Origin of the sequence: Roseovarius indicus (genome assembly GCF_008728195.1) — a bacterium.
Lineage (GTDB): Bacteria > Pseudomonadota > Alphaproteobacteria > Rhodobacterales > Rhodobacteraceae > Roseovarius > Roseovarius indicus.
Genome location: NZ_CP031598.1, coordinates 4,829,949 through 4,855,913, shown reverse-complemented (window position 1 = coordinate 4,855,913; position 25,965 = coordinate 4,829,949). Strand labels below are relative to the sequence as shown.

Annotated in this window: 27 protein-coding genes; 21 read left to right on the top strand and 6 right to left on the bottom strand. The window is 65.4% G+C overall.

Annotation, left to right across the window (positions count from 1 at the left end):
- The first annotated feature begins 94 nt into the window (after window positions 1-94).
- Window positions 95-1,072 (top strand): iron exporter MbfA, encoded by a 978-nt coding sequence (mbfA, locus tag RIdsm_RS23275; RefSeq protein WP_057813027.1) that lies wholly within the window; start codon window positions 95-97, stop codon window positions 1,070-1,072.
- A gap of 89 nt (window positions 1,073-1,161) precedes the next feature.
- Here the strand turns inward: mbfA and RIdsm_RS23270 are convergent, their stop codons facing one another.
- Both RIdsm_RS23270 and RIdsm_RS23265 read right to left on the bottom strand, forming a co-directional pair.
- Window positions 1,162-1,551: a cupin domain-containing protein gene (locus tag RIdsm_RS23270; protein ID WP_057813029.1), complete on the bottom strand. Its 390-nt coding sequence runs from the start codon at window positions 1,549-1,551 to the stop codon at window positions 1,162-1,164.
- Complete coding sequence (locus RIdsm_RS23265; RefSeq protein ID WP_057813031.1) at window positions 1,552-1,761, bottom strand: DUF4287 domain-containing protein; 210 nt, start codon at window positions 1,759-1,761, stop codon at window positions 1,552-1,554.
- A gap of 340 nt (window positions 1,762-2,101) precedes the next feature.
- Between RIdsm_RS23265 and RIdsm_RS23260 the strand changes: the two genes are divergently transcribed.
- The 9 genes from RIdsm_RS23260 (at window position 2,102) to RIdsm_RS23220 (ending at window position 10,201) form a co-directional block, all read left to right on the top strand.
- Window positions 2,102-3,034, top strand: coding sequence for an AEC family transporter (locus tag RIdsm_RS23260; RefSeq protein WP_057813033.1), 933 nt, complete (start codon window positions 2,102-2,104; stop codon window positions 3,032-3,034).
- Window positions 3,035-3,047: 13 nt separating this feature from the next.
- Window positions 3,048-3,758, top strand: a complete 711-nt coding sequence (locus RIdsm_RS23255; RefSeq protein WP_057813035.1) for a nitroreductase family protein — start codon at window positions 3,048-3,050, stop codon at window positions 3,756-3,758.
- 3 nt (window positions 3,759-3,761) lie between these two features.
- The gene (fghA, locus tag RIdsm_RS23250; protein ID WP_057813037.1) at window positions 3,762-4,595 is read left to right on the top strand and encodes an S-formylglutathione hydrolase; all 834 of its coding nucleotides are present in this window, start codon (window positions 3,762-3,764) and stop codon (window positions 4,593-4,595) included.
- Window positions 4,596-4,835: 240 nt separating this feature from the next.
- Complete coding sequence (sthA, locus tag RIdsm_RS23245) at window positions 4,836-6,275, top strand: Si-specific NAD(P)(+) transhydrogenase (protein WP_057813041.1); 1,440 nt, start codon at window positions 4,836-4,838, stop codon at window positions 6,273-6,275.
- The gene (locus tag RIdsm_RS23240; protein ID WP_057813043.1) at window positions 6,272-6,727 is read left to right on the top strand and encodes a YaiI/YqxD family protein; all 456 of its coding nucleotides are present in this window, start codon (window positions 6,272-6,274) and stop codon (window positions 6,725-6,727) included. Before sthA ends, RIdsm_RS23240 begins: the two co-directional genes overlap by 4 nt.
- A 56-nt stretch (window positions 6,728-6,783) precedes the next feature.
- Window positions 6,784-7,746 carry a DMT family transporter gene (locus tag RIdsm_RS23235; RefSeq protein ID WP_177228391.1) on the top strand — a complete coding sequence of 321 codons (963 nt, stop codon included), beginning with the start codon at window positions 6,784-6,786 and terminating at the stop codon, window positions 7,744-7,746.
- Between the two features lie 9 nt (window positions 7,747-7,755).
- Entirely contained in the window at window positions 7,756-8,373 is a 618-nt protein-coding gene (locus RIdsm_RS23230) for an HAD family hydrolase (protein ID WP_057813047.1), read from the top strand.
- Window positions 8,370-9,287 carry an ornithine cyclodeaminase family protein gene (locus RIdsm_RS23225; protein ID WP_057813049.1) on the top strand — a complete coding sequence of 306 codons (918 nt, stop codon included), beginning with the start codon at window positions 8,370-8,372 and terminating at the stop codon, window positions 9,285-9,287. The genes RIdsm_RS23230 and RIdsm_RS23225 overlap by 4 nt, the downstream gene beginning before the upstream one ends.
- Entirely contained in the window at window positions 9,284-10,201 is a 918-nt protein-coding gene (locus tag RIdsm_RS23220) for an alpha/beta fold hydrolase (protein ID WP_057813051.1), read from the top strand. The genes RIdsm_RS23225 and RIdsm_RS23220 overlap by 4 nt, the downstream gene beginning before the upstream one ends.
- Window positions 10,202-10,211: 10 nt before the next feature.
- Here RIdsm_RS23220 and RIdsm_RS23215 read toward each other — a convergent pair whose 3' ends face one another.
- Window positions 10,212-11,450 carry an MFS transporter gene (locus tag RIdsm_RS23215; RefSeq protein ID WP_057813053.1) on the bottom strand — a complete coding sequence of 413 codons (1,239 nt, stop codon included), beginning with the start codon at window positions 11,448-11,450 and terminating at the stop codon, window positions 10,212-10,214.
- A 143-nt stretch (window positions 11,451-11,593) separates the two neighbouring features.
- Here RIdsm_RS23215 and zapE point away from each other — a divergent pair, with 143 nt between their 5' ends.
- A complete protein-coding gene (gene zapE / locus RIdsm_RS23210) occupies window positions 11,594-12,652 on the top strand; it encodes a cell division protein ZapE (RefSeq protein ID WP_057813309.1) in 1,059 nt (352 codons plus the stop codon).
- 95 nt (window positions 12,653-12,747) lie between these two features.
- On the opposite strand, the gene RIdsm_RS23205 is transcribed toward zapE, so the two are convergent.
- Together RIdsm_RS23205 and RIdsm_RS23200 are read right to left on the bottom strand one after the other, a co-directional pair.
- Complete coding sequence (locus RIdsm_RS23205) at window positions 12,748-13,473, bottom strand: type 1 glutamine amidotransferase (protein ID WP_057813055.1); 726 nt, start codon at window positions 13,471-13,473, stop codon at window positions 12,748-12,750.
- Between the two features lie 187 nt (window positions 13,474-13,660).
- The gene (locus RIdsm_RS23200; RefSeq protein WP_236553169.1) at window positions 13,661-14,596 is read right to left on the bottom strand and encodes a GlxA family transcriptional regulator; all 936 of its coding nucleotides are present in this window, start codon (window positions 14,594-14,596) and stop codon (window positions 13,661-13,663) included.
- A 113-nt stretch (window positions 14,597-14,709) separates the two neighbouring features.
- On the opposite strand from RIdsm_RS23200, the gene RIdsm_RS23195 reads away from it, so the two are divergent.
- The 10 genes from RIdsm_RS23195 (at window position 14,710) to RIdsm_RS23150 (ending at window position 24,294) form a co-directional block, all read left to right on the top strand.
- Window positions 14,710-15,960, top strand: coding sequence for a sarcosine oxidase subunit beta family protein (locus tag RIdsm_RS23195; RefSeq protein WP_057813059.1), 1,251 nt, complete (start codon window positions 14,710-14,712; stop codon window positions 15,958-15,960).
- Between the two features lie 70 nt (window positions 15,961-16,030).
- Window positions 16,031-16,318 (top strand): sarcosine oxidase subunit delta, encoded by a 288-nt coding sequence (locus tag RIdsm_RS23190; protein WP_057813061.1) that lies wholly within the window; start codon window positions 16,031-16,033, stop codon window positions 16,316-16,318.
- Window positions 16,315-19,263: a sarcosine oxidase subunit alpha family protein gene (locus tag RIdsm_RS23185; protein WP_057813062.1), complete on the top strand. Its 2,949-nt coding sequence runs from the start codon at window positions 16,315-16,317 to the stop codon at window positions 19,261-19,263. The genes RIdsm_RS23190 and RIdsm_RS23185 overlap by 4 nt, the downstream gene beginning before the upstream one ends.
- Window positions 19,256-19,825: a sarcosine oxidase subunit gamma gene (locus RIdsm_RS23180; RefSeq protein WP_057813064.1), complete on the top strand. Its 570-nt coding sequence runs from the start codon at window positions 19,256-19,258 to the stop codon at window positions 19,823-19,825. Before RIdsm_RS23185 ends, RIdsm_RS23180 begins: the two co-directional genes overlap by 8 nt.
- Before the next feature lie 58 nt (window positions 19,826-19,883).
- Complete coding sequence (locus RIdsm_RS23175; protein WP_057813066.1) at window positions 19,884-20,885, top strand: GlxA family transcriptional regulator; 1,002 nt, start codon at window positions 19,884-19,886, stop codon at window positions 20,883-20,885.
- A 41-nt stretch (window positions 20,886-20,926) separates the two neighbouring features.
- A complete protein-coding gene (locus tag RIdsm_RS23170) occupies window positions 20,927-21,691 on the top strand; it encodes a TIGR01458 family HAD-type hydrolase (RefSeq protein WP_057813068.1) in 765 nt (254 codons plus the stop codon).
- A gap of 59 nt (window positions 21,692-21,750) precedes the next feature.
- Window positions 21,751-22,242 (top strand): P-loop nucleotide/nucleoside kinase family protein, encoded by a 492-nt coding sequence (locus RIdsm_RS23165; RefSeq protein WP_057813311.1) that lies wholly within the window; start codon window positions 21,751-21,753, stop codon window positions 22,240-22,242.
- A 59-nt stretch (window positions 22,243-22,301) separates the two neighbouring features.
- On the top strand, window positions 22,302-23,282 hold the full coding sequence (locus tag RIdsm_RS23160; RefSeq protein ID WP_057813070.1) for an amidoligase family protein: 981 nt from the start codon (window positions 22,302-22,304) through the stop codon (window positions 23,280-23,282).
- The gene (locus RIdsm_RS23155; RefSeq protein WP_057813072.1) at window positions 23,279-23,989 is read left to right on the top strand and encodes a gamma-glutamyl-gamma-aminobutyrate hydrolase family protein; all 711 of its coding nucleotides are present in this window, start codon (window positions 23,279-23,281) and stop codon (window positions 23,987-23,989) included. Before RIdsm_RS23160 ends, RIdsm_RS23155 begins: the two co-directional genes overlap by 4 nt.
- A gap of 116 nt (window positions 23,990-24,105) precedes the next feature.
- The gene (locus RIdsm_RS23150; protein WP_143100388.1) at window positions 24,106-24,294 is read left to right on the top strand and encodes a hypothetical protein; all 189 of its coding nucleotides are present in this window, start codon (window positions 24,106-24,108) and stop codon (window positions 24,292-24,294) included.
- A 1-nt stretch (window position 24,295) separates the two neighbouring features.
- Here the strand turns inward: RIdsm_RS23150 and RIdsm_RS23145 are convergent, their stop codons facing one another.
- Complete coding sequence (locus tag RIdsm_RS23145) at window positions 24,296-25,894, bottom strand: SulP family inorganic anion transporter (protein ID WP_057813315.1); 1,599 nt, start codon at window positions 25,892-25,894, stop codon at window positions 24,296-24,298.
- Between the last annotated feature and the right edge of the window lie 71 nt (window positions 25,895-25,965).

The window sequence follows — 25,965 nt, the reverse complement described above, 5'->3', positions numbered from 1 at the left end:
CGAGGCTTTGGGAAAAGTCAACGCGGTGGGTTTGGGGCTTGATCCTGCGGGGCGGGGGTATAGTTTAGAACTATTCTAAAGAGAGGGGCTGCCCATGATTCCCGGTATGTCTGCCCGACGCCGTTTTTCGGACCTGAACGAACAGGAAATCCTCGCGCTTGCGATCTCCTCGGAAGAGGATGACGGGCGCATCTACCGGTCTTATGCCGAGATGCTGCGGGAGGATTACCCGGATACCGCCAAGGTGTTCGACGGGATGGCCGAGGAAGAGGACGGGCACCGCAAGGCGCTGATCGACCTGCACCGCAAGCGGTTCGGCGAGGTGATTCCGCTGATCCGGCGGGAGCACGTGGCGGGGTATTACGCGCGGCGGCCGGTGTGGCTGGTGGAAAACCTCGGGATCGATCGGATCCGCGACGAAGCGGAGGCGATGGAGCGGGATGCGGAGGCCTTCTATCTGAAGGCGGCGGCCAATACGCGGGATGCGGATACGCGGAAACTGCTGGGCGACCTGGCGGCGGCGGAGGCGGGGCACCACGACCGCGCCGGGGAGCTGGAGAAGGAGCACCTGGACGCCGATGCGCGGGATTCGGAGGCGCGCACGGCGCAGCGGCAATTCCTGCTGACATGGGTGCAGCCCGGGCTGGCGGGGCTGATGGACGGGTCGGTGTCGACGCTGGCGCCGATCTTTGCCACGGCCTTTGCGACGCAGGATACGTGGACGACCTTCCTTGTGGGGCTGGCGGCCAGCGTGGGCGCGGGGATTTCCATGGGGTTCACCGAGGCCGCCAGCGACGATGGCGAGCTGTCGGGGCGCGGCAGCCCGCTGAAGCGCGGGATCGCCAGCGGGGTGATGACCACGGTGGGCGGGCTGGGGCATGCGCTGCCCTACCTGATCCCGGAATTCTGGACGGCGACGATCATCGCTTTCATCGTGGTGTTCGTGGAGCTGTGGGCGATTGCGTGGATCCAGAACCGGTACATGGAGACGCCGTTCTTCCGGGCGGCATTCCAGGTGGTGCTGGGAGGGGCGCTGGTGTTCGCGGCCGGGGTGCTGATCGGGAGCGGGTAGGGGGCTGTCTGCCCCCTCTTGCCCGGGCGGGGCCCGGGCAATTCACCCCCGAGGATATTTCGGGCCAGAAGAAGCCTGGGCGGCGGTGGCTAGTCGAGGTCGGTCTGGATCCAGCGGGGGGAATGGTGGATGTCGATGGTCTGGAGGCGGCCGGGGCCGGCATTCTCGAACCTGTGGGGCTGTCCGGCCGGGGCGAGCAGGACGTCGCCGGCGGCGGCCTCGATCACCTCGTCGCCGACGAAGAAGCGGGCGTGGCCCATGATGACGACGAAGCTTTCGTCATAGGGATGGACGTGCAGGCGCGGGCCTTCGCCGACCGTGTCGGTGGCGTAGGCGAGGATGGTGTTGGCCGAGCCGATGGCCTCGCCGGCCAATGAGCCGCGCCATGCGCGCGGGCCCGTGGTGTCGAAGGCTTTTGCCTTCGCGGCGGGCCGGTCGTCGGGCGGGGCGGTGGCGGGGTCGTAGTCGCGGCGCGCCATTCAGCCGGCATCCTCGTGCAGGGTGTCGGCGACGAGGGCATTGGCGTGGCCGTGGCCCATGCCGTGCTCCTGTTTCAGCCATGTCACCAGTTCCATGTGCTTTTTGCCGGGTTGGTTGCGGATCAGGTCTTTCCATTCGGCGATGGGGCGCCCGTACTTGGCCTCGATGGAGGGAAAGTAGGAGGCGGGGCCCTTGATCTTGTCGGTCATTGCGTCTGCCTTTCAGCACCGGGCCACCTGCCCGGCTGTGGCAAGCTATAGCGGTTTTGCGGGTCGAACGGAGCGATTTTTCCCCGGGAGGCCGGGCGCGGGGCAGGTGGCAACGATTTGTTAACCATCTCGGGTGAAAGTGACCTGTGCGGCCGAGGCAGGGGTGCCCGCGGCCGTGGCAGGAAAGGCCCGGCGCGACATCCCGACGGCGCCGGGTAAGGGGGGCAGGGCCATGCGCTGCCCCCTTTTTGCACCGGGGGAGCCTGTGGCGGGAGGGGAAGGCGCCGCTGCCGTGTCATTCCCATTTGCGCCGCCCGCGGGGCGTGCTAACAAACCGGCGATGCTGGAAATTTTCTTACAGACCCTGCCGTTCTTCTGCGTGATCGGTCTTGGCTTCGGGGCCGGGCGCACGGGCTTCTTCACCGAAGAGGCGACGGCGTGGCTGACCAAGTTCGTCTTCTACTTCGCGCTGTCGGCCATGCTGTTCCGGTTCTCGGCCAACCTGTCGTTCGGCGAGGTGTTCAACATCCGCTTCATTGCCGCCTACCTGTGGGCCACGGCCTTCGTCTATGGGGTGGTGATGATGGCGGCGTTCCTGCGGGGCGCCTCGATCGAGGAGGCGGCGTTCGAATCGCAATGCGGGGTGATCGGGAACGTCGGGTTCCTGGGCGTGCCGATGCTGACGCTGCTGATGGGCGAGGCGGCGATCGGGTCGGTGATGCTGGTGCTGTCGATCGACCTGATCGTCTTCGGCTCTCTGGTGGTGATCCTTGTGACCGGGTCGCGTGACGGGGCGGTGGGGCTTGGCGCCTTCCGCACGGTGGGGCTCGGGCTGTTGAAGAACCCGATGATCGTGTCGATCGTGCTCGGGCTGGGCTGGTCGGCGCTGAAGCTGCCGATCCCCGGCGTGATGAACGATTTCCTGTCGCTTCTGGGGGGCGCGGCGACGCCCGGCGCGCTGTTCGCCATTGGCGCGTCGCTGGCCACGAAGAAGGCGGAGCGGCCGCTGATCGCCGGGTGGCTGAGCTTCAGCAAGCTGGTGCTGCACCCCGGGGCGGTGGCGTTTTCGGCGCTGATCCTGTTTCCGGTGGAGCCTTACGGGGCCGCCGTGATGATCGCCGCCGCGGCGCTGCCGGTGGCGGGGAACGTGTATATCCTGGCCGAGCATTACCGGATCGCGCCGCAGAGGGTTTCGGCCTCGATCCTGATCTCGACGGCGCTGGCGGTTGTCACGGTGTCGCTGGTGATCGGCTGGGTGGGCCAGCTTTACTGAAAGGATCGGTCGCATGAGCGAGGAACCGTCCGGATATGAGCCGCTTCCCCTGCCGCACCGGCGGGAGCTGGGGGATGCCGAGGCGCTGGCGGCGGTGGAGGCGTTTCGCACCCTGATGCGGCGGCGGCACTCGGTGCGGGATTACGAGACAAGAGCGGTGCCGGAAGAGGTGATCGCCGCAGCGATCGAGACGGCGGGGCGCGCGCCGAGCGGGGCGAACCAGCAGCCCTGGCATTTCGCGGCCGTCGCCGACCCGGCAATGAAGGCGAAGATCCGGGCGGCGGCCGAGGAAGAGGAGCGGCAGTTCTACGCGGGCGGGGCGGGCGACGCGTGGCTGGCGGCGCTGGAGCCGATCGGGACGGATGCCAGCAAGCCGCACCTGACGGACGCGCCCTGGCTGATCGTGGTGTTTGCGCAGCGCTATGGCGTGAACCCGGATGGCAGCCGGCGGAAGCACTACTATGTGCCGGAGAGCGTGGGGATTGCGACGGGGTTCCTGATTGCGGCGCTGCACGCGGCGGGGCTGTCGATGCTGACGCATACGCCGAACCCGATGAAATTTCTCAACGGCTTGCTCAATCGGCCGGAAAATGAAAAGCCGGTGATGATTTTGACCGTGGGCCACGCGGCCCCGGATGCTACGGTGCCAAGGGCGGCAACCATCAAGAAACCAATTGAAGAGATCATGAGCGTCCATCGCGGCGACGCGGAAAGGAAGGATTGAACCATGGAAACCGTTTCCGAGAACGCCTGTTTTGGCGGGGTGCAGGGGGTGTACAAGCACGCCTCGGACGCCTGCAACTGCGACATGACCTTTGGCCTGTTCCTGCCGGAAGAGGCGAAGGATGGCCCGGTGCCGGTGCTTTGGTACCTGTCGGGGCTGACCTGCACGCATGAGAACGCGATGACCAAGGCGGGGGCGCAGGGCTGGGCTGCCGAGCAAGGCATTGCGCTGGTGTTTCCCGATACTTCGCCGCGTGGCGAAGGGGTGGCCGATGACGATGCGTTCGACATGGGGCAGGGCGCCGGGTTCTACGTGAACGCCACGCAGGACCCGTGGGCGAAGCATTTCCGGATGTGGGATTACGTAGGTGAGGAGCTGCCGGCGCTGGTGGCGAAGGAGTTTGCCGTCGATGCGAGTCGGCAGGGGATCACCGGGCATTCGATGGGCGGGCATGGTGCGCTGACGCTGGCGATGGGGCTGCCGGGGCGCTATCGCTCGGTCTCGGCCTTTGCGCCGATCTGTCACCCGACGGCGAGCGATTGGGGCCGGAAGCAACTGGGTGGCTATCTTGGGGATGACGAGGCTGTCTGGGCCGCGCATGACGCGACGCTGCTGATGCGGGAGAGCGGGTTCGACGGGCCGATCCTGACGGATACCGGGACGAAGGACCAGTTCTACAAGCTGCTGAACACGCATGACTTTGCCCATGCGGTTGGCGAGCGGGGGCAGCAGGCGAATTTGCGGCTGCAGCCGGGGTATGACCACAGCTATTTCTTCGTCTCGACCTTCATGGAGGATCACGTGAGCTTCCATGCCGAGGCGCTTTATGCGGGGTAGGATGGTCGCGGTTGGCGAGACCTGCGCGGAATCAAGGGCTTCAGCCCGCCGCGCATCGCCGGGCCGCCCCGACGGTCCGGCGATTTTGCTGGCGGAGCATGACCTCGTGAGGGAAGAGGTGCTTGGCTGGTATAAACCGCTAAGCCATATCGGTTGGTTCGCCGCACCGCGGCCCGTCGATGCGCGGCTTCGAGGCCGGGTGCCCGAGGCATTCACAGCCGATTTTGGGAAGGACATTGCATGAGCCATTACGACCTTATCATCATCGGTTCCGGCCCCGCCGGCCGGTCGGCTGCGATCCAGGCGGGGAAGCTGAAGCGGCGGGTGCTGGTGATCGACCGGCGCGACCGCTTGGGCGGCGTGTCGGTGCATACCGGGACGATCCCGTCGAAGACGTTGCGGGAGACGGTGCTGAACCTCTCCGGCTGGCGGGAGCGGAGCTTCTATGGCCGGTCCTACCGGGTGAAGGAGGATATCGGGGCGCAGGACCTGAAATCGCGGCTGCACAAGACGCTCGACTACGAGGTCGACGTGCTGGAGCACCAGTTCAACCGGAACCATGTCGACACGCTGAACGGGATGGCGAAGTTCATCGGGCCGAACGAGGTTGAGGTCGCGACGGAGGCCGGCGAGGTGACGCGGCTGACGGGTGACAAGTTCCTGATTTCGACCGGGACCAAGACCTATCGGCCGGATTACGTGCCGTTCAACGGGACGACCGTGGTGGACAGTGACGAGTTCCTGGAGCTGGCGCAGATTCCAAGGAGCCTTGTGGTGGTGGGCGCGGGGGTGATCGGGGTGGAATATGCGACGATGTTCTCGGCGCTGGATGTGCGGGTGACGCTGATCGAGCCGCGCGACACGTTCCTCGATTTCATCGACAAGCGGATCATCCAGGAGTTTACCCACCAGATCCGGGATAATGGCGTCGACCTGCGGCTGGGCTCGGCGATCGAGCAGATCGACGATGCGGGCAAGCATGTCGAGGTGAGCATGGCCAATGGCCGGCATGTGCGCGCCGAGATGCTGCTCTTTGCTGCCGGGCGGATGGGGGCGACGGAGAAGCTGAACCTCGACGCCGTGGGGATCGGGACCGATCATCGCGGGCGGATCGAGGTGGACCGGAAGAGTTACCAGACGTCGGTTGGGCATATCTATGCGGCCGGTGACGTGATCGGGCATCCGAGCCTGGCGTCGACTTCGATCCAGCAGGGGCGGATCGCGGCGTGCCATGCGCTGGATACACCGACGCTGCCGGAAAGCCCGTGGTTTCCCTATGGCATCTACTCGGTGCCGGAAATTTCCACCTGCGGGATGTCGGAGGAGGAGATGCAGGAGCGGGGCATTCCCTACGAGGTTGGCGTGGCCCGGTTCCGCGAGACCAGCCGGGGGCATATCATGGGGCTGGAGCACGGGATGCTGAAGATGCTGTTCAGCCTCAAGACCCGCCGAGTTCTGGGCGTGCAGATCGTGGGCGAGGGGGCGACCGAGCTGATCCATATCGCGCAGGCGGTGCTGAACCTGAAGGGGACGGTGGATTACTTCGTTCAGAACACGTTCAACTATCCGACGCTGGCCGAGGCCTACAAGATCGCCGGGCTGGATGCCTTCAACCGGATGCCTATCCCCGAGGAATACAAGGTGAAGCGCGAGCCGGAGAAGAAGGCGAAGAAGGCGTGATTTACGTGGATGCCGATGCCTGCCCGGTGAAGGCCGAGGTGGAGCGGGTCGCGACGCGGCACGGGGTTGGCGTGAAGATGGTGTCGAATGGTGGTATCAGGCCGTCGGCGAACCTGGCCGTCGAGACGGTGATCGTTCCCGAGGGGCCGGACGAGGCCGACAAGTGGATTGCCGAAAGGGCCGGGGCGGGAGACGTGGTGATCACGGGGGATATTCCGCTGGCGGCACGGTGTGTCGAGGGTGGCGCGCTGGTGCTGAAGCCCAATGGCGAGGCGCTGACCGAGCGCAACGTGGGCTCGGCGCTGGCCACGCGCGACCTGATGAGCGACCTGCGGGCGGCCGATCCGTTCCGGCAGGGAGGCGGCAAGGGGTTCACCAAGGCGGACCGGTCGCGCTTTCTGGATGCGCTGGAACGGGTGTTGCGGCAGGCGGCGAGACCTGCGCCGCGCTAGTCCTTTACAATCCCTGCCTGCTCCCGTTTGTTGCCGGGGATAGCGAACGGGATTTGATGACACAGGTTTCCATAGAACGGTCGAACCTGATGGGCGCACTTTGTGCGTTCACGGCGGCGTTGTGTTTTTCGTTCAACGACGTGGCGATCAAGTTCGTGTCGGATGGCTATGCCCTGCACCAGGTGGTGTTTTTCCGGGCCATGGTGGCCATTCCGGTCTTCCTGGTGTTCGTCATGCCTTTCTTTGGCGGGCTAAGGGTGTTTCGCACGCGGCGGCCGCTGGCGCATGTGGCGCGGGGCCTGTGCGTGGTCTGTGCCAATTCGTTTTTGTTCATGGGGCTGGCGGCGCTGCCGATTGCCGATGCGGTGGCGATCTTCTTCGTCTCGCCGCTGGTGATCACGGTGTTTTCGATCATCTTTCTGCGCGAGAAGGTGGGCGCGCGGCGCTGGGGCGCGATCGCGGTGGGCTTTGTGGGGGTGTTGCTGATCGTGCGGCCGGGGACGTCGGCGTTTCAGCTGGCCTCGGTCTTTCCGATGATCGCGGCGACGCTTTACGCCGGGATGCACATCATTGCGCGGCGGATCGGTGATACCGAGAGTGCGGCGACCATGGCGATCTTTTCGCAGACGAGTTTCGTCATCCTGAGCGTGACCATCGGTCTGAGCATCGGCGACGGCCGGTTTGCCGATGCGGCGCCCGAGGATCTGAACTTTCTGCTGCGGGCGTGGGCGCCGATTGATCCGGCGGATATTCCGGTGTTCATCCTGCTGGGGGTCAGCGGGCTCGCGGGGGTGCTGTTCATCAGCCAGGCCTACCGGCTGAGCGAGGCGGCCTTTGCGGCGTCGTTCGAATATGTCTCGATGCCGATGGCGATCATGTGGGGGGTGACGGTGTTCGGCACGTGGCCCGATGGCGTGGCCTGGGCGGGGATCACGCTGATCCTGGGGTCGGGGCTTTACCTTGTGTGGCGCGAATCGCGGAAGGGCCAGCACGTGACCGACGGACCGGTCAGGAGATAGGAGCGGAGCATGATCAACGCGGTGATTTTCGATATCGGCAACGTGCTGATCGAGTGGCAGCCGGAGAAGTATTTCGACCGGGTGCTGGGCAAGGCCAAGCGCCGGGAAATGTTCGACGAGGTCGACATTCACGGGATGATGGTGCGGATCGACCAGGGCAATGTCTTTGCCGACGTGGTCGAGGATACGGCCTGGGCGCATTCGAAATGGCGGCAGGAGGTGCTGAAGTTCCGGTGGAAATGGACCGAGATCGCGCAGCCGGAGATACCTGAGTCGGTGAAGCTTTTGCGGGCGCTGAAGGCGAAGGGCATGCCGGTGTTTGCACTGAGCAATTTCGGGAAGGAGAACTTTCCGCTGAGCGAGGCGCAGTATCCCTTTCTGACCGAGTTCGACCGCCGCTACATCTCTGGCGAGATGAAGATGATCAAGCCCGATGCGGAGATTTACGAGGCCGTCGAGGCCGATTGCGGGCTTGACCCGAAGACGTTGTTCTTCACCGATGACCGGGAAGACAACATTGCCGCCGCCGCCGCGCGTGGCTGGCAGACACATCGTTTCGAAACGCCCGAAGGGCTGGCCCGGCGGCTGGTCGAAGAGGGGCTGCTGACCCAGGAGGATATCGCATGAGTGTCACCATGATCCCGTTCGAAGAGGGGGAAAAGCACCTCGACTGGATGAAGCTTTGCGCGGCGTTCGAGGCCGGGCACAAGCTGCCCAAGGCCGAGATCGGGGATACGTTCCTGTACCGCGATCCCGATACGCTTCTGTCGCGGTCGGCGTGGATCGACGGGCTCGGGCTGGCGGTGAAGTCGGCGACGATCTTTCCGGGCAATCCGAAGGCAGGGAAGCCGATGATCAACGGGTCGGTCTGCGTGTTCGGCGATGGGGATGGGCACCTGGAGGCTGTGGTCGACTTTCACCTCGTGACCAAGTGGAAGACGGCCGGGGACAGCCTGTTTGCCGCGACGAAGCTGGCACGGCCGGACAGCGAGAAGATCCTGATCGTCGGCGCGGGCACGGTGGGGCGGTCGCTGTTCCAGGCGTTTTCGGCGGCCTTTCCGAAGGCGCGGTTCACGGTGTGGAACCGGACCCGCAAGAATGCAGAGGCGATGGCCGAGGAATGCCCCGGGTTGCAGGTGGCGGATGATCTGGAAGCGGCTGTTGGTGAGGCGGATATCGTGACGTCGGCCACCATGTCGACCGAGCCGGTGCTGAAGGGCGAGTGGTTCAAGCCCGGTCAGCATATCGACCTGATTGGCGCCTACCGGCCCGACATGCGCGAGGTGGATGACGCGGCGCTCAAGCGGGCGAGGGTATTCGTCGACAGCTATGACACGACGGTGGGCCATATCGGCGAGATCAAGATCCCGCTCGAGGCGGGGGTGATTTCGAAGGAAGACCTCGTGGCCGATTACTACGAGCCGGAGCAGTACAAGCGGCAGAGCGACGACGAGATCACGCTGTTCAAGAATGGTGGCGGCGCGCATCTCGACCTGATGACGAGCCGGTACATTCTCGACGCCTGGGCCGCCGCGCAATGACCTGGTGGGTCATCCTTGCGGCGATTGCGGCGGTGGTGGTCTGGCCCTTTGCCGTCGAGGCGATGCGGCCCCGCATGACCCGCGCCCGGCGGGAGCTTGCGCCGGGGCAGTTCACCACGCTGTCGCAGGGGATGACGCATTACCGGTGGCTCGGGCCTGAGGGCGGACCGATAGCGGTTTGCGTCCATGGGTTGACGACACCCTCGTTCGTCTGGGGGCCGGTGGCCGAGGAGCTGGCGGAGATGGGCTATCGCGTGCTGACCTATGACCTTTACGGGCGGGGTTTTTCCGACCGGGCGAAAGGCGAGCAGGACAGCGCGTTCTTCATCCGGCAGTTGGACGATCTGCTGGAAGACCAGGGGGTGACGGGCGAGATCACCCTGATCGGCTATTCCATGGGCGGGGCCATCGTGGCGGCGTTCTGCGCAGAGCAGGCGGGCCGTGTGCGGCAGCTCGTGCTGCTTGCGCCGGCAGGCCTGGGTCACGACCTGGGGCCGGTGGCGGACATGGCGGTGAAATACGATTTCTTCGGGCGCTGGATGATGCGGGGCTTCTACGCCAAGTCGCTGCGCCGGGCGACCGAGGCCGAGCGGGGGATGCCGAGCCCCATCAGCCGGATGGTCGACCTGCAGATTGCCGAAACGCGGATGAAGGGGTTTGCGCCGGCGGTGCTGTCTTCGCTCAGGGGCATCCTGGATGAGGACCTCGAACCGGCGCACCGGGCGATCGCCGAGGCGGGCACGCCGGTGCTGGCGATCTGGGGCGAGGTGGACGATATCATTCCGCTCACCTGCAAGGACACGCTGGCCGAGTGGAACCCGCAGGCCCGGCAGGAGGTGGTGCCCGGTGCCGGGCATACGCTGACCTATACCGAGCCCGACGCGGTGATGGCGGCGATGAAGACGGTGCTCTGACGCGGCGGTGTCAGGCCAGCGCCGGCTGCATACGCTCTTCCTTGACCGCGAGATGGACCAGCGCCGAGAAGGCGCCCACGCCCACGCCGACCCACCACACCATCGTGTAGTCGCCGTAGACATCGTAGAGCCGCCCGCCCAGCCAGACGCCAAGGAAGCTGCCAAGCTGGTGGCTGAAGAAGACGATGCCGTAGAGCGTGCCCATGTAGCGCAGGCCATAGAGATGCGCGATGAGGCCCGAGGTCAGCGGCACGGTGGCCAGCCACAGAGAGCCCATCCCGGCCGAGAAGAGCAGCACGGTCGTTGGGGTCATCGGCACCATGATGAACCAGGCGGCAATGACCGTTCGTGCGGCATAGACCCCGGCCAGAAGCAGCTTCTTGGAATGGCGCTTGCCCAGCCAGCCGGCTGTCAGCGTGCCGGCGATATTGGCCAGCCCGATCACCGCGATCGCGATCGCGCCAAGCGCCGAGGTGGTGGTGATGCCCAGGCCGTGCAGCACGCCGCCCGCCGCGATCGGGCCGCACATCTCGGTCACGAAGGCAGGGAAATGGGCGGTGACGAAGCCAAGCTGGTAGCCGCAGGAGAAGAAGCCCAGGAAGATCAGCGTATAGGAGGGGTCGCGGAAGGCCTTGCCGAGGATCGCGCCCATGCTCTCCTGCAGTTCGGCCTTGGAGGCGGGCTCCGGCGCGCGCATCAGCGGCAGCATCAGGAGCACCGACAGCATGGTGACGGCGAAGATCACGAAGACCATCTGCCAGCTCATCACGCCGAGCAGCGCCTCGGCCACCGGCGGGCCCACGACCTGGCCGGCCGATCCGGCGGCGGTGGCGATGGCGAGGCTCATCGAGCGGTTCTCGTCCGAGCTGGCCCGGCCCACAACGGCCAGGATCACGCCGAAGCCGGTGCCGGCGATGCCGAAGCCCACCAGCACCTCGTAGGCCTGAAGCGCCCCGGGCGTGACGGCGAAGGAGGAAAGCACCAGCCCCGCCGCGTAGACCAGCGCCCCCAACGTGATGGCCTTGCGGTCGCCGATACGTTCGGCCAGCGCGCCGAAGATCGGCTGGCCGATGCCCCAGGCGAGGTTCTGGATGGCGATCGCCATCGAGAATTCGACCCGGAGCCAGCCGAACTCTTCGGCGATGGGGATCTGGAACAGGCCGAAGGACGCCCGGACCGCGAAGGAGATCAGCACGATGATACAGCCGGCAATCAGCACGGGTGTGAAGAGAGGGGTCGATTTCTGCATGATGGCTCCTGTCGCGGCCCGTGCAATCTAGCCATGTCTCCGGGAGCGTCAATCGAACGATTGTTCGGGTCACAATCACGGTTCGTGATGGAAGTGTGGCGGAGGTGCTTTTCATGACCGCGCGGTCGCGCTATGCGGGTCGGATGGAAACGCTGCCGGAAAGATACGAGCGCCTTGTCGACGAGGGCAAGCTGACCCGCGATGCGGCGCAGGAAGCGGCGCTGCCCGAGTTCGAGCGCATCCGCGCCGAGTTGGCCAAGCCGCGGAAGAAGGGTCTGTTCCGCAAGGCACCCGAGCCGCCGAAGGGGCTTTACCTCTGGGGCGGGGTCGGGCGCGGCAAGTCGATGCTGATGGACATGTTCGTCGATACGCTCGAAGTGCCCAACCGCCGGGTGCATTTCCACGCCTTCATGCAGGAGATCCATTCCGGCATGCATGCGGCCCGCAAGGAGGGCAGGGAAGATGCGCTCTCGCCCGTGGCCAAGGAGGTGACCGAGAGCGTCCGCCTGCTGGCCTTCGACGAGATGCAGATCACCGATATTACCGATGCGATGATCGTCGGGCGCCTCTTCGAGTTCCTGTTCGACGCCGGCGTCGTGGTGGTGACCACGTCGAACCGCGTGCCTGACGACCTTTACAAGGACGGGCTCAACCGACAGCTTTTCCTGCCTTTCATCGACCTGGTGAAGGAGCGCATGGTCGTGCAGGAAATGGCCGGCCCCACCGATTACCGGCAGGATCGGCTGGCGGGGGAACAGACCTATTTCACCCCGATCAACGCCGAGGCGCGGGAGAATATCAAGGCGGTCTGGAACGACCTGACGGATGGCGACAGTGCGCCCCACACTCTTGTCGTCAACAAGCGCGAGGTCACGATCCCGGCCTTTCGCAACGGGGTGGCGCGGGCGAGTTTCTACGACCTCTGCGCCAAGCCGCTGGGCCCGGCCGATTACCTGGCCATCGCCGAGGCGGCGCGCGTGCTGGTGCTGGAAAACATCCCCCAGCTGTCACGCTCGAACTTCAACGAGGCCAAGCGCTTCGTGACGCTGGTCGACGCGCTCTACGAGGCGGGCACGCAACTGATCTGCTCTGCCGCGGCCGAGCCGGAATATCTTTACGTCGAGGGCGAGGGCAGCTTCGAGTTCGAACGCACCGCCAGCCGGTTGCGCGAGATGCAGTCGGAAGGCTGGGGCGGAGACTGATTCCGCCCGGGGCTTCTTCTTGGTCAAAATATCCCGGGGGAGGCGTTGAAATCCCTTGGGATTTCAACGTTGGGGGCAGAGCCCCCTCAACACCGTCAGCCGGCCCGCGATGTCGCCTGCAGCCAGTTGATGTAGATGCGTTCGGCAACCTCGTTGAAGGCCTCCATCCGTGCCGCGCAGGTCGCCTCGACCTCGCGCGCCGCATCGGGGCCGATCACCTTGTCGAGAGCGCCTGCGTATTCGGGGATGTTGTTCCAGTTCTGCACGGTGTCGGATTCGATCTCGACATGGAACTGCACGGAATAGGCGCGGGTCTCCCATTTCATGGCCTGCACGGCGCAGTCCGGCGAGGTGGCCAGCACCTGTGCACCCTCGGGCAGGGCGGTGACCTCGGCCGAGTGCCATTGCAGGCAGTCGAATTTTTCGGGCAGCCCGTCGAAGAAGACGCCGCTGGCGCCGGCCTCCGTGAGGTGCACGTCGAGCACGCCGACCTCGGGCGTCTTCGCCGGGCCCACCGTGCCGCCGAGCGCTTCGGCCAGAAGCTGATGGCCGAGACAGACGCCGAGATAGGGAATGCCTTCCTCGGCCACGGCCTTGCGGATGAAGGCCTTTTCGTCCTTCAGCCAAGGGTGGATATCTTCCTGCCACGTGTCCATAGGCCCGCCCATGACCCAGAGCGCGTCGAAACCTTCGGTGTTGTCGGGCAGGGCCTCGCCCTCGTCAAGCTCGATGGCTTCCCAGGTGTGGCCGTCTTCCTTGAGAAAGTGGCGGAAGACGCCGGGATGTTCGACACGTTCGTGCTGCAGGACGAGAATATGCATGGGGCCTCCGTTCTCTTGCGCCCGAGACTATGGCGCGGGGCCGCGAAATGACAAGCGGCGACCGCAAACCGCGGGCCCGGTGACGCAATCACGCGGCCGGCGCCGCGGGCGCGCCCGTTTTCCGCGCGGAAAACGGGATAGAAAATGCGCATTTTCTATCCCGGAAATTTCGAAATTTCCGGGGCCGTCACCGGTAGGCCGAAGGGGGCTGGCCGAACTGTGCCGCGTAGGCGCGGGAGAAATGCGAGGAACTGGCGAATCCGGTGGCCAGAGCGATCTCGGTCAGGGTGAGGGGCGAGTTGCGCAGGAGGCTCTGGGCCTTTTCCAGCCGCAGCTCGCGGTAATAGCGCATCGTGGGGCGGCCGAGCTTTTCGGTGAAGAGCCGGTTCAGCTGGCGTTCCGACAGCCCGGCGGTCGTGGCGAGGTGCGGCAGGCTGACCGGCTCGGCCACGTTCGCCTCCATCACTTCGACCGCGTCGAGGATGGCGGCGTTGTTCACCCCCACGCGTTCGACCAGCCCGCCGCGTTGCGGCCCCGCCGATGGGCGCACTTCGGTATGCATGAACCAGTCGCTGACCAGGCGGGCGAAGGGTTTTCCGTGGTGCTGGGTGATCAGCGCGTGCATCAGGTCCATCGGGGCGGAGCCGCCGGCACAGGTGACCCTGTCGCGGTCGATCACGTAGAGCGAGCGTTCGATCAGCAGGTGCGGCGAGATTTCGGCCAGGGCCGCGGCATGTTCCCAGTGCACCGTCATCCGCCGCCCCGCCATCAGCCCGGCGCGCGCCAGGATGATCGGCCCGCCCGACACGCCGCCCATCGGCACGCCGGCCCGGGCGATCCGCGCGAGCCAGTTCATCACGGCGCGATCATCATAGGTGGTCGGGTCGCCGCCGGCGACGACGAAGAGATAGTCGAGGTTCAGATCGTCGCCCACCTTCGCCTGCGGCATGACCATCGTTGCGCCCGAACTGGCGATCGGGTGGCCCGAGGCCGAGATGTTGATCATCTCGTAGAGCGTGCGCCGGGCCAGCACGTTGGCGGCCCGCATCGGCTCGGTCAGCGCGGCGTAGGACATCACCGCGAAGCCATCGATCGGCAGGATGCCGATTCGGCGCTTGGTCACGGATTTTGTACCAATATTGTCCATAAATGACACGTATCCGACCGTTTGGGAAAAGTCGAGACGATCGGAACGCGTCATGCTGGGGGTGACTCAAGGATAAGGATTTCCGCCCGATGCGCTATTCGGCATTCAGGATCTTCAAGGAAGGGCTGACCGGCAACAAGGGATGGAAGGCCGTCTGGCGCGAGCCGGAGCCGAAGCCGGAATACGATATCGTCATCATCGGCGGCGGCGGGCATGGGCTGGCTACGGCCTATTACCTGGCCAAGGAATTCGGGCACCGGAATGTCGCCGTGCTCGAGAAGGGCTGGCTCGGGTCGGGCAATATCGGGCGGAACACCACGATCATCCGCTCGAACTACCTGCTGCCGGGGAACGAGCCGTTCTACGAGATGTCGATGAAGCTGTGGGAGAACCTGGAGCAGGACACCAACTACAACTCGATGGTGTCGCAGCGTTCGATCCTGAACCTCTTCCACACCGACGGCCAGCGCGACGCCTTCGTGCGGCGCGCCAACGCGATGTTTCTTGCCGGAGCGGATGCCGAGCTGGCCGACGCCGCCGCGCTGCGCCGCGAGCTGCCGTTCCTCGATTTCGACAATGCCCGCTTCCCGATCAAGGGCGGCCTCTTCCAGCGCCGCGGCGGGACCGCGCGGCACGATGCGGTGGCCTGGGGCTATGCCCGCGGAGCCGACAGCCGGGGCGTCGACATCATCCAGAATTGCGAGGTTACCGGGTTCGACATCCAGAATGGCAAGTGCCTGGGGGTCGAGACCAACCGCGGCGCGATCAAGGCGAAGAAGGTGGCGGTCTGCGTCGCCGGGTCGTCAAGCCGCGTCATGGCCACGGCGGGCATGCGCCTGCCGATCGAAAGCCACGTGCTGCAGGCTTTCGTCACCGAAGGTCTGAAGCCAGTTCTCCCGGGCGTCATCACCTTCGGTGCCGGCCATTTCTATGTCAGCCAGTCCGACAAGGGCGGGCTGGTCTTCGGGGGCGATATCGACGGGTACAACACCTATGCGCAGCGCGGCAACCTGCCGGTCGTCGAGGACGTGGCCGAAGGCGGCATGGCGATCATGCCGATGATCGGGCGCGCCCGGCTGCTGCGCAGCTGGGGCGGGGTGATGGACATGTCGATGGACGGCTCGCCCTTCATCGACAAGACCCATATCGACGGGCTCTATTTCAACGGCGGCTGGTGTTACGGCGGGTTCAAGGCGACGCCGGCGAGCGGGTATTGCTATGCGCACCTGCTGGCCAAGGACGAACCGCACCCGACGGCGACGCAGATGCGGCTCGACCGGTTCCGCAGCGGCAATATCATCGACGAAAAAGGCGTGGGCAATCAGCCCAACCTTCACTGACGAGCGCGCTCATGACCTTTCATTGTTCCAGAAATACTCACTGCGCAACGCCGGCCACGGGGGGCAACGCATGATCATCAATCACCCCCTTCTCGGCCCGCGCGATGCCGCCGAGTTCGTCTATCTCGGCGATGCCAGCCTGATCGACAGGCCCGACTGGCAGGCCGAAGACGCGATGGAGCAGTTTCACGATTACGGCTACCTGCGCGACAACCCGGCGGGCGAGCATCAGGAGCTTTGGTATCACGAACAGGGCGACCGGTCTTGGCTGGTGGTCACGCGGGATACGCTGACGCACGAGATCACCAATGTCGAAATGGCCCGCGACGTGGCGCGGGCAAGGGGGCGGGACAAATGAGCCAACCGAACCGCATTGGCGGCGGCCTGATCGACCGTTCGAAGGAGCTGAAGTTCCGGTTCAACGACACCCATCTGAAGGGGTTCGAGGGCGATACGCTGGCCTCGGCGCTGCTGGCGAATGGCAAGCGGCTGGTGGGTCGGTCGTTCAAGTATCACCGGCCGCGGGGGGTGTTCACCGCCGGGTCGGAAGAGCCCAACGCGCTGGTGCATCTGCGGACGGGCGCCCATACAGAGCCCAATACGCGGGCGACGATGGCCGAGCTTTACGACGGGCTTAGGGCGACCAGCCAGAACCATCGCGGGTCGCTTGAATATGACATGATGGCGGTGACGGATTTCCTGTCGCCCTTCCTGTCGGCGGGGTTCTATTACAAGACGTTCATGTGGCCGAAGGCCTTCTGGGAGAAGGTTTACGAGCCGGCGATCCGGGCCTCGGCGGGGCTTGGGCGGCTGTCGATGAAGGAAGACCCTGATCAGTATGACAAGGGGTTCCTGCATTGCGACCTGCTGGTGATCGGGTCGGGGCCGGCCGGCCTGTCGGCGGCGCTGGCGGCGGCGAGAGCCGGGGCGCGGGTGATCCTGGCGGATGAGGATTTTCTTGCCGGCGGGCGGCTCAACTCCGAGACGCTGGAGCTGGGCGGTACGGCGGGCCACGAGTGGGCGGCACAGGCGCTGGCCGAGCTGGCGTCGATGGACAACGTGCGGATCATGACGCGGACCACGGTTTATGGTGCATATGACCACGGGATTTACGGCGCGCTGGAGCGGTGCACGGATCACCTTGCCGAGAGTGGCGAGAAGCCGCGGCAGATACTGTGGCGGATCTATTCCAAGCGGGCCGTGCTGGCGGCGGGCAGTACCGAGCGGCCGATCGCCTTTGGCAACAACGACCGCCCCGGTGTCATGCTGGCGGGTGCCGTGCGGACCTATGTGAACCGGTTCGGCGTGGCGCCGGGCAAGGAGGTCGCAGTTTTCACCAATAACGATGACGGGTGGCGCACGGCGGCCGATCTGACATCGAAGGGCGTGCATGTGCGGGCGGTGATCGATTGCCGCGACCGGGCGGCGCCGATCGACCTGCCCGATGTGCGGCACATTCGCGGGGCGAGCGTGGTGAACACGGTGGGCCGCAAGGGGCTGAAATCGATCACGCTGACGGACGGGCAGGTGTTGCCGGTCGATTGCCTTGCCGTGTCGGGCGGGTGGAACCCCAATGTGCACCTGACCTGTCACCAGCTGGGCAAGCCCGAGTGGCGCGATGATATCAAGGCCTTCGTGCCCGGTGGGGTGATGCCTGCGGGCATGGTCGTGGCGGGCGCCGCCAATGGCTCGGTGACGCTGGCTGCCGCGCTGGCCGAGGGGCGGGCACAGGCGGAGGCGCAGATTACCGACCTCGGGTTCAGCCCGGTGAAGGCCGAAGCGGTCGAGGCCGAGGACGAGCCGCGCGAGAATGCCGCCTTCTGGTATGTGCCGGATAGCAAGCACCGAGCGTGGCTGGACCAGCAGAACGACGTTACCGTCAAGGATGTGAAACTGTCGCATCAGGAGGGCTTCCGCTCGGTCGAGCATCTGAAGCGTTACACCACGCTGGGGATGGCGACGGATCAGGGCAAGACGGCGAATATTCCGGCGCTTGCGATCATGTCGGAGATTACCGGCAGGACCATTCCCGAGACCGGCACGACGATCTTCCGCCCGCCCTTTACGCCCGTGCCGATGGGTGCGCTGGCGGGTCGGGCGAGGGGCAAGGATTTCCGGCCCTACCGCCTGACGCCCTCGCACAAGTGGGCCGAGGAGAACGGGGCGAGCTTTGTCACCGTCGGCAACTGGCTGCGGGCGGAGTGGTATGTGCAGGGCGACGAGAAGGGTTGGCGCGACTCTGTCGACCGCGAGGCGAGGACGGCCCGCGAAAAGGTCGGTATCTGCGATGTCACCACGCTGGGTAAGATCGACATCAAGGGCAAGGATGCCGGGGCGTTTCTCGACAAGGTTTACGCCAACACGTTCTCGACCCTGAAGGTCGGCAAGGTCCGCTATGGCCTGATGCTGCGCGAGGATGGCATCTGTTACGACGATGGCACCACCGCTCGCTTGAGCGAGGACCATTACGTGATGACCACGACAACGGCGAACGCCGTGCTGGTCTTCCGCCGGATGGAGTTTGCGCGACAGTGCCTTTGGCCGAACATGGACGTGCACCTGATTTCCACCACCGACGGCTGGGCGCAGTTCGCCGTCGCCGGGCCGAAATCGCGCGATTTGCTGCGCAAGGTGGTGGACAAGGATGTCGACCTGTCGAACGAGGCGTTTCCCTTCATGTCCTGCGCCGAGATCACGGTTTGCGGCGGGACGCCCGCGCGGCTGTTCCGGATCTCGTTCTCGGGCGAGCTGGCCTATGAAATTGCCGTGCCGGCACGCTATGGCAATTCGATGATGGCGGTGCTGAACGAGGCTGGCGCTGAGTTTGGCGCTGTCCCCTACGGCACCGAGGCGCTCAGCGTCATGCGGATCGAGAAGGGCCACGCTGTGGGCAACGAGCTGAACGGCCAGACGACCGCGCACAATATCGGGCTGGGCAAGATGGTCAGCCAGAAGAAGGAATGCATCGGCAACGTGCTGTCGCAGCGGCCCGAGATGGTTCGCGACGATGCGATCCGGATGATGGGCTTCCGGCCCGTCGATCGGTCGCAGAAGCTGATCACCGGCTCGCATTTCATCAACAAGGGTGAGGACGCGGTGATGGAGAACGATCAGGGGTGGATGACCTCTGTCGCCTATTCTCCGAACCTCGGTCATTCCATTGGCCTGGGCTTCGTCAAGAACGGGCACGAGCGGAAGGGCGAGATCATTCGCGCCGTGAGCCCGGTGCATGGCACAGAGATGGAGGTCGAGATCGTGTCGGCCCATTTCATCGACCCGGAAGGAGAGCGTCTCCGTGGCTGAGTTTAGTTTGACCGCCGCCCCGCCGCTGGCCGGTGTGGACGAGAAATTCGACGGTATCCACCTGCGCGCGCCGAAGGATCTGGCGATTGTTGCCGTCGCCCTCCGGCTTGGCGGCGAGGATGCCGCGCTCACGGCCATTCGCAAGGGGTATGGCGCCGACCTGCCCGCGCCCGGCAAATCGGTTTCGGCTAAGGAAGACGGCGCGACGCTTCTGCGGTTGGCGCCGGATCAGGCGTTCATCCTGTTTCATCGGGCCGAGCCGGATGCCGAATCCGTCGTCGCCGGGCGCATCGGCGATACCGCCTATCTGACCGACCAGACCGACGTGTGGTGCGGGCTGGAGGTGTCAGGCCCCCGCGCCCGCATTGCGCTGGAGCGGATCTGCCCGATCGACATTCACGCCGACGCCTTTGCCGTTGGCGACGCCGCGCGCACGGTGATGGAGCATCTTGGCACCATCATCCTCCGCACCGAGCAGGACACGTTCCTGCTTCTCTCTGCCAGTTCCTCGGCCGGGTCGTTCCTGCATGCCGTGGAAACCTCGATCAGGAACGTCAGCTGAAGGAATTCACAACGCGGATTTCAGGGCTCCGCGCCACGAAGGGAAAGGAAGATAGCACATGTATCTCGAGAACTTCGACCGTGCCCGTACCGCGGTGGCCACACCTGTTTCCGGGCGGCGCAGCCTGTCTGGTGAGTTCGTGTTCATCAGCCAGGACGACAGCGTCGGCTTCCTGGCGGAAGCCTGCATCGACGTGTTGCGCAGTGCCAACCGGCTGACCGGGCAGCCGGCCTATGACTGGTCGCATGTCCGGGGCGAGGCGGGTCTGGCCGATCTGGACGGGCCGCTTTGCGGGCCGGATCAGACGCTGGTGCTGATTGGCGGAACGGATGCGCCCTGGCAGCCCTCAGCCGAGGGGCTGGTGGCGCTGCGGGCGGCGATCCGCAATGCGGCGAGGGTCTGCGTGGTGGGCTCGGCCGTGTTCGTGCCGCTGGCGGCGGGCGTGCTGGCCACGAAGCGTCTGGCGGTGCACCCGAATTTCCGACCCGGTGTCGAGGAGGGCGTGCAGGGCCCCGAGATTGTCGAGGGCAACACCTGTCACCACAAGGCGCTGAGCAGTGCCACGGGCCATGTCTCGGCGATCCGGATGATGGTGGAGCTTGTGGGGGTGCGTGACGGGGAATTTACCCGAGTGGCGCTGGCCCGTGATCTTGGCCTCAGCGAGCCGCAGGCCGAAAGCGGGTCGGGCGAGCATTGGCGCTACAAGCGGATGGCGCAGGGCGACGAGGTGATCTGTGAAGCCCTGCAGATCATGCGCGACCATCTGGAAGATACCCTGACCGTTGGGCAGATTGCGGATATCATCGACGTGTCGCCCCGAAAGCTGGAACGCGGGTTCAGCGAGTACCTGGGGCAGACGCCGTTGAAGGTGTATCGCGATCTGCGGCTTGAGCGGGCGCATAGTCTGCTGGCGCAGACGTCCTTGCCGGTGGGCGAGGTGTCGGTCGCCTGCGGGTTCTCGAACGTGACGCTGATGAAGAAGTGGTTTCACCGCAAATATGGCCAGATGCCTTGTGAAGTGCGCCGCCATGCCTTTGCCGGCGAGGGGCGGGCGGCCTGAGAGGGTTTGACCGCCGCGGGCGGGCTTGCCATGCTTGAGCCATGGTGAAAGGCGTTCTGCTCGATCTCTCCGGGGTGCTCTATGAAGGCAACCGGCCCGTTGCCGGCGCGGCGACGGCCGTGGCCCGGCTGCGGGAGGCGGGCCTGCCGGTTCGTTTCGTGACCAACTCGACCCGGTCGCCACGTCGCAAGCTTCTGGAGAAGTTGCGCGGGATGGGGTTCGAGTTGGCGGACGAGGAGTTGTTTACCCCTGCACGTGCGACCTGTGACCTGCTGGCGGGGAAAGGGCTGGCGGCGCATCTGCTGATCCATCCGGACCTTGCCGAAGATTTCGAAGGCCATGGAGATGCGGAGGCGCCCGGCGCCGTGGTGGTGGGCGATGCCGGGGAATATTTCACTTACGATGCGCTTAACTCGGCCTTTCGCTTGCTCGCCGAAGGCGCGGAATTCTATGCGCTTGCCTCGAACCGGAATTTCTTTGATGCCGACGGGGCCCTGAGCATAGATGTCGGCGCCTTTGTCGCTGCGCTGGAATACGCGAGCGAGCAGAGGGCCGAGGTACTGGGCAAGCCGGCGAAGGCCTTCTTTCTTGTGGCACTTGACGATATGGGGGTCGCCCCCGAGGACGCGGCGATGGTGGGCGATGATGTCGAGGCGGACGTGGCGGGTGCGTTGCGGGCCGGGGTTGGCCGGGCGGTGCTGGTTCGGACGGGCAAGTATCGGACCGGCGATGAGGGTCGGGGCGACCCGGCGCCAAGCCATGTGGCGGACGATCTGTCCGGGGCGGTAGAGTGGTTGCTCTCCTGATGTAAACGGAGGAACCCGGGCGGGTGCGCCGGTGGCCCCTGCAACGGAATGATGGCGGCATGACCGAAAAACCGACACTGCATATGTTTTGCGGCAAGATCGCCTCGGGGAAGTCGACGCTGGCGCGCGATCTGGCCGTGGCGGAGAGTGCGATCCTGATCGCCGAGGATGACTGGCTGAAGGCGTTGTTCGCCGACCAGATGGCGACCATCCCGGATTACGTGCGCTGTTCAGCAAAGCTTCGGGGGATGATGGGGCGTCATGTGGCCGACCTGCTGAATGGCGGTGTTTCGGTGTTTCTGGATTTCCCGGCGAATACGGTGGACATGCGGCGTTGGATGCGGGGCATTCTGGACGAAACCGGCGCGGCGCATGTTTTGCATGTGCTGGAGTTGTCCGACGCGGTCCTCCTGGCGCGGCTGAAAGAACGGAACACGGCGGGCGAGCACCCGTTCGCTGTAACCGAGGAACAGTTCCACCGGATCTCGAGGCATTATGCCCCGCCTTCTCCCGACGAAGGATTTACGATAGAGCGTCATGACAGCCGGTGAATTCTGCCATCCGGTCGCTTTGCGTTTGCGTCTGGCAGGGCAACCCCTAGATTGACCTCATGACTTCGCCCGACACCCCTTTTGCGCCCCTGCCGCAGCCCGAGACCGCCGAGGGTAAGCCACGGCTGACCGGCGTGGAGATCGAACTGGGCGGGCTGGACGAAGCGCGCTGTGCCGCGTTGTGCGCGCGGCATCTGGGGGGCAGGACGCGGCAGGTGGACGAGGCGATCTGGCAGGTCGAGGACAGCCGGATCGGCGATTTGAAGGTGTACCTGGATACGGCGTTGCGGCATGCCGACAAGACCGCGCTGCGCGATGCCGCGCTGACGGTGGGGCGCGAGGTGATCCCGGTTGAGATCGTGACTGACCCGCTCGACCGCGACGGGCTGATCGCGCTCGATGAACTGCGCGAGCAGTTGCGACAGGATGGGGCCGTGGGTAGCGGCGGAGGTGTGTTTTTCGGGTTCGGCGTGCATCTCAACGTACAGATCGCGTCGGACCGAGCCGAGAGCATCGTGCCGCCGCTTCTGGCCTATGCGCTGATCGAGGACTGGCTGCGCACCGCGAACCCGATTGATCACACGCGCCGGGTGCTGCCCTTTGCGGCCCCCTATCACAGGCGGCTGGTGCGGCGGCTGATCGCCCTGGGCCGGGGGGCGAAGCTGACGCATGTGATGGATGCCTATGCGCAGGAGGCGCCGTCGCGGAATTTCGGCCTGGATATGCTGCCTATCTTCGCGTGGCTGGATGCGGCGCGGATGAGCGCGGTTCTGACCAGCGCCACATCGGCCCGGCCGACCTTTCATTTCCGGCTGCCCGATTGCCGGATCGATGACCCGTCATGGACGCTGGACAGCGAGTGGCGTCGCTGGCGGACGGTCGAGCGCGTCGCGGCAAGCCGGGACGTGGTGACAGAGCTGTCGCAGGGCTGGGAGGCCGCGCATGTCGGTGTACCGTTGCCGCGGGCCTTCTGGGCCGAGCGCTGTGGCGCGATCCTGACGGAGCGGGGGCTGGCCGACGCCGGGGGAGGCCCGGCATGAGTCGCCCGGTCATTGCGGTCACCACCTCGCGCCGGTCGGGCTGGCGGATCTTTCCGCTTGTGGCGCTGAACGTCTGGATTGCCGGGGGCAAGTCGGTGCGCTGGGACGAGGCGCGGGAGGTCGACGTGCCGGGGGTGGACGGTGTCATCATCGGCGGGGGCGACGACATCTCGCCCGATCTTTACGGCGGGCAGATCGTGACATCGGCGCGGCTCGACCCCGAGCGGGACGCGATGGAGCGCGGGATCGTCGAGGCGTGTTTCGAAGCGCAGAAACCGGTTCTGGGCATTTGCCGGGGGAGCCAGATGCTGAACGTGGCGCTGGGCGGGACGCTTCACCAGGATGCCTATGAGGTGTACCAGGAAAGCCGCAAGCATTGGACGGTGCTGCCACGCAAGAATGTCCAGGTCGAGCGGCACACGCGACTGGCGGCGATCGCCGGTGAGCATGCGATGCGGGTCAATGCCCTGCACAGCCAGGCCGTGAACGAGCTGGGCCGCGGGATGCGGGTGGCGGCGCGGGATCCGGGCGGCATGATCCAGGCGGTGGAACGGGTGCGTGACCCGTTTGCGCTGGGCGTGCAGTGGCACCCAGAACACCTGTTCTATGCGAGACGCCAGAGGCGGCTTTTCAAGGCGCTCGTGGCTGCGGCGGCCGCGCGGCGGCAATCGGTGGCACAGCTTCAGCGGGTCGATGACGTGATGTGAGAGTGCCGGCCCGCCGTGAAGATACCCGCGGCCTGCCCCAATTCGGCACAATTGTTGCCACAGACCCAAACTATCCCGGTTCCAGACACATTACTGTCCGAGGGAAGGAAACAGACATGGAACCGATGAACCCCAACAAGATCCGCGACCTTGTGATGCGCGAGCGCGCAATGGCCGTTTCGGAACGCGAATGGCAGCACCGCCTGCGCGGGTATGGCTATGGCATCCGTGACACCGCCGAAGGGCGCGTGGTGACCTCGCTGGTCCGTGGCAGCGACCTTTGCGCGCTGGGCGTGGCGGCCTGATCTAGCCTTCCGCGCCGCCAAGTACGCCAGTGCGCACGCCGTAATCGACGGCAAGCTGGTAATCCGGGTCGTCGTCACTGTCGACGACGAGGTGGCCGGCCTTCTTCAGAAGGCGATGGCAATCCGGGCTGAGGTGGCGCAGCTTGATGCTCTTGCCGGCAGCTTCGTATTTCGAGGCGACCGCTTCGATCGCCTGCAGGGCCGATTGATCGACGACGCGGCTGCGCGCGAAATCGGCGATCACGGCATCGGGGTCGTTCTCGATATCGAAGAGCTCGGTAAAGCCGGCCGCTGAGCCGAAGAACAGCGGGCCCTGGATTTCATAGACTTTCGCGCCGGTTTCGGTGACGGAGTCCCGCGTATGGGCGTGGATGCGGGTGGCGTTGTTCCACGCGTAGGCCAGCGCCGAGACGATGACGCCCACGACCACCGCGATGGCGAGGTCGTATTGCACCGTCACCACGGTAACCAGCACGATGACAAGCGCGTCGGTCAGGGGGACCTTGCGCAGGATCGTGAACGAGTTCCACGCGAAGGTGCCGATCACCACCATGAACATGACGCCGACCAATGCCGCGAGGGGGATCTGCTCGATCAGCGGGGCGGCGAAGAGGATGAAGATCAGCAGGAAGAGTGCCGCCGCCGTGGCGGCGATGCGGGTGCGGCCGCCTGATTTCACGTTGATCATCGACTGGCCGATCATGGCACAGCCGCCCATGCCGCCGAAGAAGCCGGTAACGGTGTTGGCCACCCCCTGCGCGATGCATTCCTGGCTGGCGCCGCCGCGCTTGCCGGTCATCTCGCCCACGAGGTTGAGGGTGAGAAGGCTTTCGATCAGGCCGATGGCGGCGAGGATCACCGCGTAGGGCAGGATGATTTCCAGCGTTTCGAGGGTGAGCGGCACCATCGGAATGTGCAGCGACGGCAGGCCGCCCTGGATCGAGGCGAGGTCGCCGACGCGCGGCACGTCAAGACCCAAGGCGATGACGAGACCCGCGACGATGGCAATGCCGGCGAGAGGCGCGGGGATCAGGCGGGTGATGCGGGGCATGACCCAGATCAGCGCCATGGTGAGCGCGACGAGCCCCAGCATGGTGTAGAGCGCCGTGCCCGAGAGCCATTCGCCGCCTGACATGCCGTGATCGGTCTGGACCATGGTGCCGGGCACCTTGAACTGGCCGAGCTGGGCAAGGAAAATCACGATGGCAAGCCCGTTGACGAAGCCCAGCATCACCGGGTGCGGTACGAGACGGATGAACTTGCCCCATTTGAGTACGCCTGCGGTGATCTGCAGGATGCCCATGAGAACGACGGTGGCAAAGAGGTATTCGACGCCATGCTGGGCGACCAGGGCCACCATGACCACGGCAAGCGCGCCGGTTGCGCCCGAGATCATGCCGGGCCGGCCGCCGATCAGCGCCGTGATCAGGCCGACGAGGAAAGCCGCGTAGAGCCCCACCAGCGGGTGCACGCCCGCCACGAAGGCAAAGGCCACCGCCTCGGGCACCAGCGCCAATGCGACGGTGAGCCCCGAGAGGAGCTCGATGCGCAGGCGGGAGGGGGTCAGCGATTCCTGCGGCATCAGGCGCAGGTCGGGCATGGCAAGACGGCTGGCTACGGCGGCCTTGAGGTCGCGTGTCACGGTGCGGGTCTCTTTCGGATTTGTCATTC